Origin of the sequence: Inquilinus limosus DSM 16000 (genome assembly GCF_000423185.1) — a bacterium.
Classification (GTDB): domain Bacteria; phylum Pseudomonadota; class Alphaproteobacteria; order DSM-16000; family Inquilinaceae; genus Inquilinus; species Inquilinus limosus.
On sequence record NZ_AUHM01000021.1, the window covers coordinates 62,206 to 75,362 of the forward strand.

At 70.8% G+C, this 13,157-nt stretch carries 17 protein-coding genes; 8 read left to right on the plus strand and 9 right to left on the minus strand.

Annotated elements, in window-relative coordinates; translation table 11 throughout:
* The first annotated feature begins 168 nt into the window (after positions 1–168).
* Complete coding sequence (locus tag G537_RS0118770; protein WP_026871439.1) at positions 169–1,416, plus strand: MFS transporter; 1,248 nt, start codon at positions 169–171, stop codon at positions 1,414–1,416.
* 105 nt (positions 1,417–1,521) lie between these two features.
* Here G537_RS0118770 and G537_RS0118775 read toward each other — a convergent pair whose 3' ends face one another.
* Complete coding sequence (locus G537_RS0118775) at positions 1,522–1,914, minus strand: GFA family protein (RefSeq protein ID WP_026871440.1); 393 nt, start codon at positions 1,912–1,914, stop codon at positions 1,522–1,524.
* A 305-nt stretch (positions 1,915–2,219) separates the two neighbouring features.
* Here G537_RS0118775 and G537_RS0118780 point away from each other — a divergent pair, with 305 nt between their 5' ends.
* From G537_RS0118780 to G537_RS0118795, 4 genes are all read left to right on the plus strand, one after another.
* Positions 2,220–2,837: a LysE family translocator gene (locus G537_RS0118780; RefSeq protein ID WP_026871441.1), complete on the plus strand. Its 618-nt coding sequence runs from the start codon at positions 2,220–2,222 to the stop codon at positions 2,835–2,837.
* Between the two features lie 46 nt (positions 2,838–2,883).
* Positions 2,884–3,213, plus strand: a complete 330-nt coding sequence (locus tag G537_RS0118785; RefSeq protein ID WP_026871442.1) for an ArsR/SmtB family transcription factor — start codon at positions 2,884–2,886, stop codon at positions 3,211–3,213.
* On the plus strand, positions 3,210–3,725 hold the full coding sequence (locus G537_RS0118790; RefSeq protein WP_026871443.1) for an SRPBCC family protein: 516 nt from the start codon (positions 3,210–3,212) through the stop codon (positions 3,723–3,725). The genes G537_RS0118785 and G537_RS0118790 overlap by 4 nt, the downstream gene beginning before the upstream one ends.
* Positions 3,726–3,786: 61 nt before the next feature.
* Complete coding sequence (locus G537_RS0118795; RefSeq protein WP_026871444.1) at positions 3,787–4,140, plus strand: DUF190 domain-containing protein; 354 nt, start codon at positions 3,787–3,789, stop codon at positions 4,138–4,140.
* Positions 4,141–4,154: 14 nt separating this feature from the next.
* Here the strand turns inward: G537_RS0118795 and G537_RS0118800 are convergent, their stop codons facing one another.
* From G537_RS0118800 to G537_RS38685, 3 genes are all read right to left on the minus strand, one after another.
* Positions 4,155–4,724, minus strand: coding sequence for a nucleotidyltransferase family protein (locus G537_RS0118800; protein ID WP_026871445.1), 570 nt, complete (start codon positions 4,722–4,724; stop codon positions 4,155–4,157).
* Entirely contained in the window at positions 4,724–5,269 is a 546-nt protein-coding gene (locus tag G537_RS0118805) for an NAD-dependent epimerase/dehydratase family protein (protein ID WP_026871446.1), read from the minus strand. Before G537_RS0118805 ends, G537_RS0118800 begins: the two co-directional genes overlap by 1 nt.
* A 201-nt stretch (positions 5,270–5,470) precedes the next feature.
* Positions 5,471–6,454: an RluA family pseudouridine synthase gene (locus G537_RS38685; RefSeq protein ID WP_034852244.1), complete on the minus strand. Its 984-nt coding sequence runs from the start codon at positions 6,452–6,454 to the stop codon at positions 5,471–5,473.
* 144 nt (positions 6,455–6,598) lie between these two features.
* Here G537_RS38685 and crcB point away from each other — a divergent pair, with 144 nt between their 5' ends.
* Entirely contained in the window at positions 6,599–6,997 is a 399-nt protein-coding gene (gene crcB, locus G537_RS0118815; RefSeq protein ID WP_026871447.1) for a fluoride efflux transporter CrcB, read from the plus strand.
* Positions 6,998–7,087: 90 nt separating this feature from the next.
* Positions 7,088–7,591 carry a hypothetical protein gene (locus G537_RS0118820; RefSeq protein ID WP_026871448.1) on the plus strand — a complete coding sequence of 168 codons (504 nt, stop codon included), beginning with the start codon at positions 7,088–7,090 and terminating at the stop codon, positions 7,589–7,591.
* Between the two features lie 4 nt (positions 7,592–7,595).
* On the opposite strand, the gene G537_RS0118825 is transcribed toward G537_RS0118820, so the two are convergent.
* From G537_RS0118825 to G537_RS0118840, 4 genes are all read right to left on the minus strand, one after another.
* Complete coding sequence (locus tag G537_RS0118825; protein WP_051248609.1) at positions 7,596–8,279, minus strand: DUF2459 domain-containing protein; 684 nt, start codon at positions 8,277–8,279, stop codon at positions 7,596–7,598.
* On the minus strand, positions 8,276–9,169 hold the full coding sequence (locus tag G537_RS0118830; protein ID WP_064742172.1) for a hypothetical protein: 894 nt from the start codon (positions 9,167–9,169) through the stop codon (positions 8,276–8,278). The genes G537_RS0118825 and G537_RS0118830 overlap by 4 nt, the downstream gene beginning before the upstream one ends.
* 214 nt (positions 9,170–9,383) lie before the next feature.
* Positions 9,384–10,307: an aspartyl/asparaginyl beta-hydroxylase domain-containing protein gene (locus G537_RS0118835; protein ID WP_026871451.1), complete on the minus strand. Its 924-nt coding sequence runs from the start codon at positions 10,305–10,307 to the stop codon at positions 9,384–9,386.
* Between the two features lie 110 nt (positions 10,308–10,417).
* On the minus strand, positions 10,418–11,275 hold the full coding sequence (locus G537_RS0118840) for a TrmB family transcriptional regulator (RefSeq protein WP_026871452.1): 858 nt from the start codon (positions 11,273–11,275) through the stop codon (positions 10,418–10,420).
* A gap of 86 nt (positions 11,276–11,361) precedes the next feature.
* Here G537_RS0118840 and G537_RS0118845 point away from each other — a divergent pair, with 86 nt between their 5' ends.
* Positions 11,362–11,802, plus strand: coding sequence for a VOC family protein (locus G537_RS0118845; protein WP_026871453.1), 441 nt, complete (start codon positions 11,362–11,364; stop codon positions 11,800–11,802).
* 21 nt (positions 11,803–11,823) lie between these two features.
* Here the strand turns inward: G537_RS0118845 and G537_RS0118850 are convergent, their stop codons facing one another.
* Positions 11,824–13,143, minus strand: coding sequence for a replication-associated recombination protein A (locus tag G537_RS0118850; protein WP_026871454.1), 1,320 nt, complete (start codon positions 13,141–13,143; stop codon positions 11,824–11,826).
* Positions 13,144–13,157: the final 14 nt, after the last annotated feature.

Below are 13,157 nucleotides of genomic sequence, written 5' to 3' on the forward strand. Positions count from 1 at the left end.
GATCCTGTGATCGGTTCTTGAGCGATCCGGCGGGGAGCCAGGCCGCCTCTGGAGGCGGCCTGGCCCTGAAAAGCCTGGATCTTCTCCGCGATCGACAAGTTGGCACGGTTCCTGCGGGACGCGATCCGGCCGCGAAAGGCCAGTTCAGCATCGCGTTCCGGAGCAGCCATGGCCGACGTCAATCAACCGCCCGCAAGCCCGACCTGCAGCCCCGATCGGGCGCTGTGGATCTCGACCGTGGCCTTCACCCTGTGCTTCGCGGTCTGGACGCTGTTCGCGATCATCGGCATCCGCATCAAGCAGGAGCTCGGGCTGAGCGAAGCCGAATTCGGCCTTCTCGTCGGCACGCCGGTGCTGACGGGATCGCTCATCCGCATCCTGCTGGGCGTCTGGACCGGCCGCTACGGCGGCAGGCTCGTCTATACCGCGACGATGCTGGCGGCCGCCCTCGCGACCTTCCTGCTCTCCCGCGCCACCACCTATCCGGAGATGCTGATCGCGGGGCTCGGCGTCGGCCTCGCCGGCGGGTCCTTCGCCGTCGGCGTCGCCTATGTGTCGCCCTTCTTCCCGCCGGAGAAGCAGGGCACGGCGCTCGGCATCTTCGGCGCCGGCAATGTCGGGGCGGCGGTGACGAAGTTCCTCGCGCCCTTCGTCCTTCTGGCCTGGGGCTGGCAGGCGGTGGCGGAGATCTGGGCGCTGGCCCTCGCCGTCATGGCCGTCGTGTTCTGGTTCACGACCGGCGACGACCCGGACTACCGCAAGCGCAAGCTTCAGGGCGGCGCGCCGAAGCCCTTCCTGCAGGAATTCGCCCCGCTGCGGAATGCGCGGGTCTGGCGCTTCTCGCTCTACTACTTCTTCGCCTTCGGCGGCTTCGTCGCCCTGTCGCTGTGGCTGCCGCGATATCTCGTCGGGGCGTACGGCTTCGATATCGAGACCGCCGGCATGATCGCGACCGCCTATTCGATCCCCGGCAGCATCTTCCGCGCCTATGGCGGCGTCCTGTCGGACCGGATCGGCGCCCGGGCGGTCATGTATCTGGTGTTCCTGGTCTCCGCCGTGGCGACGGCGATCCTCGCCCTGCCGCCGACGCCGCCCTTCGCGATCGGCCCGATCGTCTTCGTCGCCGTCGTCTTCGTCCTCGGCTTCGTCATGAGCCTCGGCAAGGCCGCCGTCTTCAAGCACATCGCCGCCTACTACCCGGAGAGCATCGGGGCCGTCGGCGGGGTCGTCGGGATGGTCGGCGGGCTCGGGGGCTTCCTCCTGCCCGTCGCCTTCGGGGTTCTGAAGGACCTGACCGGCCTGTGGTCGAGCTGCTTCCTGCTCCTCCTTCTCGTCATCGCCGTCTCGCTGTGCTGGATGCACCGCACCGTGCGCCATCTCCGCCTGTCCCCGGCCCCCGCCGAAGCGTCGGCCTGAGACAAGGCCGACACCTGGACGACGTTATCCGACGTCGCGGTCCTGGCCGGGCGGGTCGAGGCGCTGGGCAGATTCGCAACGGCGCCTTCGCGCCGTTCGTGCGACCTACTCCTCGAAGCGGCTCGTGGGGTCACGATCGCGATCGTATCGTCTCTCGAGCGGAAACGGCGGCAACCAGGACTCGCGACGGATGATCCAGCTTTCGTAGGTCGGCATCAGCTGGTCAGGCGCATCCAGGGATCCCAGGTTCACTTCGATTTCGTCTGCGCTGCGTGCGAAAACGGAGGAGCCGCAGCGGGGACAGAAAAACCGCCCGGCGTGGTCGCGCGTTTCGCCATCGATCGTCACCGCATCCTGAGGGAACACCGCGGAAGCGGAAAAAAGGGCCCCGTGATGCTTGCGGCAGTCGAGACAGTGGCAGAGGCCGACCCGGTATGGGCGTCCCGACGCCACAATTCGGACGTTGCCGCACAGGCAACCGCCGGTGAATCTGTCCATGCTGCCTCTCCTCCAAATCAAGCGGTCGGAAGGGTTATTATGCCTCCGCTCGCAGTGGGATTCTGCGTCGGATTGACCACGCCGGCCCCGCGCCGTTATGGTGCGGGCATGCTTCGTGCCGTTTCCCTTCGCCTGCAACAACGCCGCCGCATTCCGGCGGTCGCTGTCGCTTGCGCGCCCGGGACGAGGTCCGACCGACGGTCTTCCTGACCGGACGCCGACCGCCCGACGCACGACGCCCCGCCGCACCGGCGGGGTTTTTCATATCCGATCCTCGCCGGCCCCTCCTGCCTTCGGAGAGCCCGATGATCGACCCGCACCTCCTTCTCGCCTTCAGCGCCACCGTCACCCTGGTCATCCTGATCCCGGGGCCGAACGTCGCCCTGATCGTCGCCAACAGCGTCGCCTGGGGCCCGCGCTACGGCCTCTTGACCGTGTTCGGCACCAGCTCCGCCATGGTGCTGCAGCTCGGCCTCACCGCCCTCGGCATGGCCGAGGCGCTGGGCACCGCCGGCGGCTGGTTCGAGACGCTGCGCTGGATCGGCGTCGCCTATCTGGTCTGGCTCGGCATCACCCATTGGCGCAGCCCGCCGGCCGACCTGACCCGGATTGCGGCGCAGCCGAAATCCGCCGGCGCGATCTACGGCCGCGCCCTGCTGGTGTCGCTGACCAACCCGAAGACGCTGCTGTTCTACGGCGCCTTCTTCCCGCAGTTCGTCGATCCGGCGCGGCCGGCCGGCGCCCAGGTCGCGCTGCTGTCGGCGGCGTTCCTCGTGCTGGCCGTGGCGCTGGACAGCGGCTGGGCGCTGCTGGCCGGCCGCGCCCGGATGCTGCTGGCCCGCCACGGCCGGCTGCGGCAGCGGATCACCGGCAGCCTGCTGGTCGGCGCCGGCATCGGCCTGGCCCTCGCCCGGGGCAAGTGACCGTGCATACGTTGACGATTATATAATCGCAGGCGCATATACGCTCATGGACGTGTTCGAAGTGGTGGCGGAACCGCATCGCCGGGCGATCCTCGACCTGCTCTCCGACCAGCCGCGGCCGGCGGGCGAGATCGTCGCCGCCTTCCCGGCCCTGACCCAGCCCGCGGTGTCGCGCCATCTCCGGGTGCTGCGCGAGGCCGGGCTGGTCGAGGCCCGGCCGGCGGCGCAGCAGCGGATCTATGCGCTGAAGCCGGATCGGCTGGCCGAGCTGGACGCTTGGCTGCAGCGCTTCCGCCGCCACTGGGCCGACCATCTCGACGCGCTGGAGCGGCACCTCGCCGCCACCGCGCCGCACCGACGGGACGACCAGCCATGACCAGCCGCACCGGCACCATCATCCGCGACGGCGAGACGGCGACGATCCGCTTCGAGCGCCGCCTGCCCTATCCGATCGAGGCCGTCTGGGCGGCGCTGACCGACCCGGAGCAGCGGCGGCAATGGCTCGGCCCGACCACCATCGACCCGCGCCCGGGCGGCCGGATCGAGACCGTGGCCGAAGGCCCGCCGGTGCCGCGGGAGGTCCGCGGCATCTCCGGCCGCATCCTGGCCTGGGACCCGCCGCGGCTGCTGGAGCATGAATGGCACCAGTCGATCGTCGGCGAGACCGTGGTGCGCTACGAGCTGGAGGCGGATGGCGACGGCACCCTGCTGCGCTTCAGCCACAGCGGATTGTCGCTGCGCAATGCCGAGGGCTTCATCCCCGGCACCCACGCCTATCTCGACCGGCTCGAGGCCCTGCTGGGCGGCACGCCGCTGCCGGTCTGGACGCAGCGCTATGCCGAGGTGCAGCCGGGCTACGGCGGCAGCTGGTCCGGGCCGGCAGGCTGACGGCCGGACTCCGGCGGCGGACCGGCGTATGCTGGGTCCGCACCGCGATGGAGGCCGGGTCATGCGACTGCCGCGGAACGCGATCCTGCTGCGCATCTTCATCGGCGAGAACGACCGCCACGATGGCCGACCGCTCTACGAGGCGATCGTGCTGAAGGCGCGCGAGGCCGGGCTGGGCGGCGCCACGGTGCTGCGCGGCCCGATGGGCTTCGGCCATTCCAGCCGCCTGCACACCGCCAAGATCCTGCGTCTGTCCGAGGACCTGCCGCTGATCATCGAGATCGTCGACGCCGAGCCGAAGATCGAGGCCTTCCTGCCGGTGCTCGACGGCATGATGTCGAGCGGCCTGGTGACGCTGGAGAAGGTGCAGGTGCTGCAATACGGCACGGCCCGGACCGAGCCGCCGGAGGCGTAGCCGCCGAAGCCGGCTCAGCGTGCCTCGTCGACGATCGTCAGCCAGGGCCAGCGTGCCCGATAGACCTCCGCCTTGGCGCGGAACAGCTCGGGCGACGGGTTCAGCGGATTGGGCCGGAGGATACCCGCAACCATGTCCTCGAGCCCGTTCGGGGCGTACAGCCGGCCCGTCGCCACCTCGATGCCGATGCAGGTGCATTGCACGAGATAGCGGTCGATGCCGTCGGTGGCCGAGCAAAGCTGCGGATAGGGGCTGCCGAAGCGCTTTTGGTACCAGAGATGGACCCGTGCCTGGTTCTTGATCTCGATCGGCGCGCCGAGGTCCGCGAACAGGGACGCAGCCTCCCGGATCACCGCATCCTCCGCCTCCCAGGACAGGTCGCGGTCGTCGAAGTAGAAGACGTCGTAGTCCTTGACCGCCGTCCCCGGCGGCTGGCCGGAGCGCCGGTTCCACACCGCCTGGAACAGGCATCCGGCGGTCAGGAAGCATTGCCGGAGACCAAGGCCGGGCAGCCGCCGTATCAGCGCGGCGTTCACCGGGTTCTCCATCGCCCAGGCGATGACGTCGTCATCCGAGACCGGCATCACTGCTCCGCGATCGGCAGCGCCCGCCGGAACTCCGCGGCCAGGCGGTCGTCGTCCCAGCAATTCCGCCTCAGCCAGTCCGGCGCCGCGGCCAGCTCGGCCGGGTCATGCGGCACCCAGCCGACGCGGATCACCCGGGCGGAGCGCTGTCCCGCCGCATACATCGCCGCCAGGCTCTCCAGCGCCAGCTTGGACCGGCCATAGCTGTTGATCGCGGCGCCGTTCTTCGGCGCGGCCCAGTCCGAGGAGGCGACGACGATCCGCCCGACGCCGTGCGCCGCGCAGGCCGCGAACAGCCGGGCGGCGTCGACCACGGCCTGCCAATGCACCGCCTCCGGCGCGTCCGGATCGGCCGAGGTCGCCAGATGGATCAGCGCATCCGCGCCCCGCAGCACCGCGGCGATCGCCGGGTCGCCGTAGTCGACGATCGAGAGATCGGCGCGGATCTCCGCCCCCGCCGCCCGGTCGATGCCTATGCAGCCGGGGAAGGCCCGCCGCAGCCGCCGCCCGATATTGCCCTCGGATCCGGTGATGATCAGCTTCACGGTCCCTTCCGGTCAGGTGAGAGGACGTTCGCAGTTTGATTGCCTCTCCCGCTTGCGGGAGAGGTCGGAGACGCGAAGCGGCTCCGGGTGAGGGGAGTTTGTCGAGGCCAGTGCCGGCCCTCACCCGGTCTCGCTGCGCGAGCCCGACCTCTCCCGCCAGGCGGGAGAGGTTGCGCGCCTGCCCACGCTTCGTCAGCCCCCTCAGTCTTCCGGCCCTTCCGGCTTCGCCTTGGGATCGAAGTCGAAATAGCGGAAGGTTGCCGCCATATGCGGCGGCAGGGGGGCGGTGACGTCGATGGTGCCGCGGGTCGGGTGCGGCAGCACCAGCCGGCGGGCGTGCAGATGCAACTGCCGCGGCAGCTCGGCCCCGGCGATCACGGCCTTGCCGGCGCCGTACTTGCCGTCGCCCAGGATCGGCGTGCCCAGCGCCGCCATGTGCAGGCGCAGCTGATGGGTGCGGCCGGTGACCGGCCACATCGCGACGAAGGCGGCGTGCTGGGCCGCGGCCTCGACCACCGTGTAGTCGGTGACGGCGCGCAGCCCCTCCTCGTCCCCGTCCTCGACCACGCGGCCGACGTTGTTCGGCGACCGCGCCAGGGGCAGGTCGATGCGGCCCTGGCGCGGCTGCGGCACCCCCGCCGTCACCGCCCAGTACTCCTTGCGCGTCGCGCGCTCCCGGAACGCCTCGCTCAGCCGCCGCGTCGCCTTGGCGCTGCGGCCGATCAGCAGCACGCCCGAGGTCTCCTGGTCCAGGCGATGGACCAGCCGCGGCCGCTCCCGCGCGTCGAACTGCAGATGGTCGAGCAGCCCGTCGACATGCGCCCGGACCTTGCCGCCGCCCTGGGTCGCCAAGCCGGCCGGCTTGTTCAGCACGATCACGTCGTCGTCGATCAGCAGGATGGCGCGCTTCAGCTCCGCCGCCAGGCTTTCCGTCTTCTCCGCCTTCAGCGGCATCGGCGCGCGCGGCACCGGCGGCTGCGCCGCGGCGTCGTCCAGCGGCGGGATGCGGATGGTCTGGCCGGCCTCCAGCCGCTGCGCCGCCTTGGCGCGTTTGCCGTCGACCCGGATCTGCCCGGTGCGCAGCAGCTTCTCCAGCCGGCCATGGGTCAGGCCCGGGAAGCGCTGGCGGAACCAGCGGTCCAGCCGCAGCTCGCCCTCATCCTGCGACACCGCGACATTTTGCACGCCGCCCCCGCCCGGGCCCGCAGGCCGGGGGGTGGCGCCGGCGCGGGGCTTCGGCGCAGGATGGGCGTTGCGGTGCTTCGGCGGGGCTGGCATTCGGCTCATCGGCGCTGTGTAGCATGGCGGGATCGAAGAGGGGATCGTCGCGTGGGGGCTTATCTGTGGGTCGCGGCCGGCAGCGCGCTCGGCGGCATGGCGCGCTACTGGTGCTCGGGGCTGATCGCCGAGCGCGTCGGCGAGACCTTTCCCTGGGGCACGCTGGTCATCAACATCCTCGGTTCCTTCGTCATCGGCGTCTTCGGCGCGTTGACCGGGCCGGACGGCCGCTTCATGGTCAGCCCGGATGTCCGGGTCTTCGTCATGGTCGGGCTGTGCGGCGGCTACACCACCTTCTCCTCCTTCAGCCTGCAGACGCTGGCGCTGATGCAGGCGGGGGAATGGGCGCGGGCCGGCGCCAATATCCTGCTGTCGGTGCTGCTGTGCCTCGTGGCGGTCTGGCTCGGCGTCGTGGCGGCCGGGGCGATCAACGCTCTCAGGGGCGCATGACGGCACTGGATTTTCCCGCCATCCGCGCATAAAGGGATATTATCGCCGCGCAAGCGGATCGAGTCGGGTCAGGACGGGGAGAACGGGGCGATGAGGCTCGGGATCGTGGCGGGAACCGTGCTGCTGGGGCTGCTGGCGGGCTGCGGGCCGAAGCCGCTGCCGCCCGACCCGACCGCCGAGGACCTGACGGCGCACGGCGCCAAGCCGATTCCGCGGGTGGCTCTGCTCGAACGGCTGACCGACAAGACGGTCTACGGCACCTTCTCGGTCGACACCAACACCGACAAGGCCGGCGACGCCTGGACCGAGTATTTCGCTCCGGACGGGCAGCTCTGGTACCGCGACCGGCGCACCACCTTCCGCGGCCGCTGGCGCGTGCCGGACGACCGGGACGAGCTGTGCCTGAGCTTCCGCGAAGGCGAGGAGCGCTGCGCCAGGCTCTACGAGCTGGGCAACACCCTGCAGTTCATCTCCGTGGCCCAGGGTCCCTATCAGGGCCGCGCCGTCTCCTATGCCGACAAGACGGCCGACGGCGACGCCGAGGGCTTCGTGCCGAAGCCGCCGGAGCCGCGTCAGCGCCGGCAGCGGAAGTAGGGGCTCACCCCAGCGGCCACATCACGCCGAAGCTGAACGGCGCCCACAGCGCGGTCGGGGCCCCGGCCGCCCGCAGTGCCTCGGCGGTCCACTCGTTGCAGGTCAGCCAGGGACGGTAGGTGCCGTGCGCGGCGTAAAAGGCTTCGTGGGTGCCGAGGCCCGGCGGTGCCGCCAGCACGCCGCGCCCGTCCGGGCCCAGCGCGGCGGTGCCGCGGATGAAGCCGATCAGTGCCTCCCTGCCCTCCCGGTCCAGCGCCAGCCGGGTGCAGCCGGGGTGGGCCGCCGGGTCCATGACATAGGCGACATGCAGGGCGGTGGGACCGCCGCCGAACAGCGCCGCCATCGCGGTGCGGAAGCGGAGATCGGCCCAGGTCGGGGTCTCGCGGTAGAAGGTCAGGTCGCCCCAGCCGAAGGCGACGTGCAGGTTCGGCACGAAGGCGACGGGCACCGCATCCGGGAACACCGCCGTCCAGTCGACCAGCCCGTCCCGCGCCGGCAGCACGATGTCGGTGTGGGTCAAGGTGGCGCAGACATAGGCCGGCGGATCGCTCGGCGCGGCCTGCTGCACCCGGCCGCCGACCGGCAGCAGGGCCAGCGCCAGGGCGGCGCCGGCGTAGAGCACGGCGAGGCCGAGCAGCCCCGCGGCCAGCGCGGCGACGGTCGCCAGGACCAGGCGCAGCGCCTTCATCCGCTCACCCCGAAGATCCAGCCCTCGGTGCGGGCGGTGGCGGGGTCGAGCCCCGGCGGCGACCACACCGCCGGGTGCGCGGCCAGCGCCCGCAGCCCGGCCGCGGCGATCAGCGCGTCGGTGGCGTGGTCGGTCAGCGGATCGGGCGCCTCGACCGGCCCGCTGCCGAGCCGCGCCAGCGCGGCGTTGAGATCGGCGCGGTTGCGCACCTTGGCGCTGGCCATGCGCCCGGCCCGGCGCCAGAACAGGCGCGGATAGATCTCGACCATCACCAGCGGATGCGCGGCCGGCGCCTCGAAGGGCCAGATGGCGAGCTGCCCGTCCAGCCGGCTGCGCAGATGGTGCAACACCCGCATCCCGGCCAGGGCGCCGGGGCCGACCGTCTTCGGCCCGAATTGCTTGAACGGGCTGTCGGGCGCGCCCAGCCCGTCGCGGCGGCAGGCCAACTCGGCGGCGCGGTGCGGCTCGACCCAGCCGGCCGGCCGCGGCCCGCGATGCCAGAAATCGGCGGTGTAGTCCGTATGGCGGGCGAAGCCGGCGCCGTGGAAGTCGGGCGCCTCGGCCGCGATCCGATCGACCAGCGCCCACAGCGCCCGGGCGTCGCCGCCCGGCGGCAGATAGGCGGCGGCGACGGCGAAGGGCAGCGAGAAGGCGCAGTCGATGCCGGCCAGGATCCGCGCGCCGGTCGCCGCCTCCGTCGCGATCCATTCGGCGACGGCGGTCCTGGTCCAGCGCCGGCCTGCCGGAGGCGGCAGCAGCACCGGCCCGCCGGCGCCGGCCCGGCACTCGGCGACGGCGATCCCGGCATAGGCGCCGAGGGCGCCGGACCAGTCGATGGCGACGAAGCGGTCGAAACCCGCCGGGGCAGCCTGCTCGCTATGGAAAGTCACGCTGACCACGCCTCATGCGGATGCCACGTCGACGAAGCTGGCATGACGACGTGGCCGAAGGATGGCGCTCGGAGCCCGTTCGAGGCTGCGCTGGTGTGAGTCGGCTGGCGGTGGTTTCGAGAACCGGAGCGCAGCGGACGTTCAAGCCCGTGAGCACCGGAAGCGCAGAAACCGCCGTCAGACGGCCGCACCAGTAGCAGTATCGGGCGGGCTCTCAGACGAAGGCGAGGAACGCCGCCAGCAGCCCGCCGAAGAAGACGTATTTGATCGTGTAGTACAGCTTGCGGTTCTTCTTCTTCACCTTCTTGAAGAAGGCCCGGACCGGGTAGACGTAGCTGAACGCCCGGTTGACCCAGGACACCTTGTCGCCGTCGGCATTGCGGGTGGCGCCGGCCTGGATCAGGTATTTGGCGAAGAAGCGGTTCACCGCCAGCGCCCACCGGAAGCGCATCGGCCGCTCGACGTCGCAGAACAGGATCACCCGGTTCTCGTCCGAGAAGTTCTCGGCGTAGTGGATGAAGGTCTCGTCGAAGACCACGTCCTCGCCGTCGCGCCAGCTGTAGGCCTTGCCGTCGACGACGATGCGGCAGCGGTCGTCGGCCGGCGTCATCAGGCCGAGATGGTAGCGCAGCGAGCCGGCATAGGGGTCGCGATGCGCCACCAGCTTGCCGCCCGGCGGCAGCGAGGTGAACATCGCCGCCTTCAGGCTCGGGATGCTCTGCACGATGGCGACCGATCGCGGGCACTGCGCCGCGGCCGAGGGCAGCGGGTCGCCGTACCACTTCAGGTAGTAGCGCTTCCAGCCGCGCCGGAAGAAGGAGTTGAAGCCGACGTCGTCGAGCTTGTCCGAACCCTTGATGTCGCCTTCTTCCTGCAGCCGCATCGCCTCCTCGCGGAAGACATGCCAGTTGTCCTTCAGCACCTGCAGCTCCGGGAAGCTGCGCGGGTCGTGATACGGCGTGCTCGGCACCCGCGAGAACAGGTACATGAAGCAGTTGATCGGCGCGAAGAAGGTCGAATGGTCGGTCAGCTGGCGGGTGAAGCGGTGCCGCACCTGGCCGCGGAAGTGCACCCACAGCGCCGAGGCGATATAGGCGTAGACGATCAGGAACTTCGGGGCGAACACAGTGGCCAGCATCTGGGCCATACCTCCAACCGGGACCCGGGCGACGGGGACCGGGTTTGCGACCAATTCGCACGCTCTATACCATTCCCGCCGCTTCGCCGATAGGCCAGGGCGCCGCAGGGTCAGGATCCCGAGGCCGGCTGCCTCGGCAGGAAGCGGATCTCGCGCAGGTCCTGCAGCGCCTTCTGCCACAGCGTCTCGAAGCCCTGGGTGAGGCTGGCGGCCAGGTCGCGGTCGTGCACCAGCAGCGAGGCGAAGCGCCCCTCCGGCACGAAGGGATGGTCGAGCGACAGGATCACCGTCTCGTCGTCCAGGACATGGAACGGGTGCCCCAGCTCGCCCGAATAGCGCAGCCCCGACAGGTGGCCCAGCGAGCCGCCATGGCGGCGCAGGAAGGCGACCAGCCGCGGCGCCGTGCGGTCGGAGAAGCCGAAGATCGCCCGGTGGTCCAGCCCGCGACCGGAGGCGGCCCGGGCGAGGCGCTTGAGCACGTCGAAGCCGGACTCGGCCTGGCGGTCGATGGCCGAGAGGTCGCCCTCCTCGAGATAGGACAGCACCCGCCGGCGGGCCCCGGCGAGCCGGGCGAGATGGCGCTTCACATGGCTTTCGGTGCCGAGCGCCAGGTCGACCACGCCGCGGCCGCCGCGCAGCCGCCCGGGCAGATCGCGCAGGGTGGCGCGCAGCTGGTCGGCCTGGGCGGCGAAGCTCTCCGCCCGCTCCCGCGCCAGCTCGACCAGCCGGTCGACCACGGCGTCCGGCGGCAGGGCGGCGTAGAGCTTGGGCCGGCTGTGCTGGATCTCGCACAGGCCCAGCCGGGCCAGCTTCTCCATCGCCAGGTAGATCTTCGAGGTCGGGATGTCGCCCTCGCGGCACAGCCCGGCGGCGTCCGACACGCCGAGAATGCCCAGCGCGACCAGCGCCCGCTTCTCGTAGAGCGAGAAGCCGGCCTCGTCGAGCAGCGCCAGATCCTGCCATCGCATGACCGCTTTCTACTCCAGAAAGTAGATGAAAGCGAGAATGCGGCCGCGGACAATTCCCCCATCAGCCACTCATCGGGGAGGATGATATGAGCCAGGACGCCATCCCGCAGGCGCCGCCGGTGATCCCGAGCTTCTGGGTCGAGGAGGTGGAGGCGCTGCGCGACTTCTATCTGGAGAAGCTGGGCTTCGGCCACATGATGGGGATCGTCGGCAAGGACGGGAAGTTCGACTTCGGCATCGTCCAGCGCGACGGGATCATGGTGATGATGGGCCGGCCGCAGTCGCCCGGCGCCGGCATCGCCAAGGGCCAGGGCGGCCCCCGGCCGCTCGACATCTACTTCTACGTGAAGGATGTCGACGCCTTCCACGACGAGGTGCGGTCGCGCGGCGTGGCGGTGACCGAGCCGCTGACCACGCAATGGTGGGGCGACCGGACCTTCGCGGTGAAGGATCCCTACGGCTACTCGCTGTGGTTCTGCCAGACCGTCGGCGCCCCGGAGCCGCCGCCGGGCGTGACCATGGTGTGATGCAGGCTTGGACGGGGAGGCCTACTCCCCGTCCTCGCTTCTCTGCGCCCGCAGCTTCGCCCAGTAGTCGAGCCGCTTGCGGATCTCGCGCTCGAAGCCGCGCTCGACCGGGCGGTAGAACTCCTGCCGCTCCATGTCCGGCGGAAAGTAGTTCTGGCCGGAGAAGCCTTCCTCGGTGTCGTGGTCATAGGCGTAGCCCTTGCCGTAGCCGATCTCCTTCATCAGCCGGGTCGGGGCGTTCAGGATATGCATCGGCGGCATCAGGCTGCCGGTCTCCTTCGCCGCGCGCCCCGAGGCCTTGAAGGCGGTGTAGGCGGCGTTCGACTTCGGCGCCGTGGCCAGGTAGATCACCGCCTGGGCGATCGCCAGCTCGCCCTCGGGGCTGCCCAGCCGCTCATAGGCGTCCCAGGCCGCCAGCGCCTGGGTCAGCGCGTTCGGGTCGGCCATGCCGATGTCCTCGACCGCGAAGCGCACCAGCCGGCGCACGACATAGAGCGGGTCCTCGCCGCCGGCCAGCATCCGCGCGAACCAGTAGAGCCCGGCATCGACGTCGGAGCCGCGCAGCGATTTGTGCAGCGCAGAGATCAGGTTGTAGTGGCTCTCCTGCGCCTTGTCGTAGACCGGCGCCCGCCGCTGCACCGCCTGGGCCAGGGCGGCGGCGTCGAGCGGCCCGTCCGGCTTCAGCGCGAACAGCTCCTCCGCCAGGTTCAGGAGATAGCGGCCGTCGCCGTCGGCCATCGCCTTGACCGCGTCGCGCGCCTCCGGCGTCAACGGCAGCGCCCGGCCCTCCGCCGCCTCCGCCCGCTGCAGCAGCTCCTCCAGCGCCGCGAAGTCCAGGCGGTTCAGGACGAAGACCTGGCAGCGCGACAAGAGGGCCGCGTTCAGCTCGAAGGACGGGTTCTCGGTGGTGGCGCCGATCAGGGTGATGGTGCCGTCCTCCACCACCGGCAGGAAGGCGTCCTGCTGGCTGCGGTTGAAGCGGTGCACCTCGTCGACGAACAGCAGCGTCCCCTGCCCGGCCGCGCGCCGGCCGCGGGCGGCGTCGAACACCTTCCGCAGCTCGGCGACGCCGGAGAAGATCGCCGACAGCGGCTCGAAATGCAGGTCAGTGTGCTCCGCCAGCAGCCGGGCGAGCGTGGTCTTGCCGCAGCCGGGCGGCCCCCACAGGATCATGCTGGCGATGCGGTGCGCCGCCACCATCCGGCCGATCGGGCCGTCCGGCTTCAGGAGATGGTCCTGGCCGACCACCTCGGCGATGCTGCGCGGCCGCAGCCGGTCGGCCAGGGGCCGCGGCGCCTGGTCGGCGAAGAGCGACGGGGTATCGTCGGGTTTAGTCCGCATTTCTCACCCTCCAT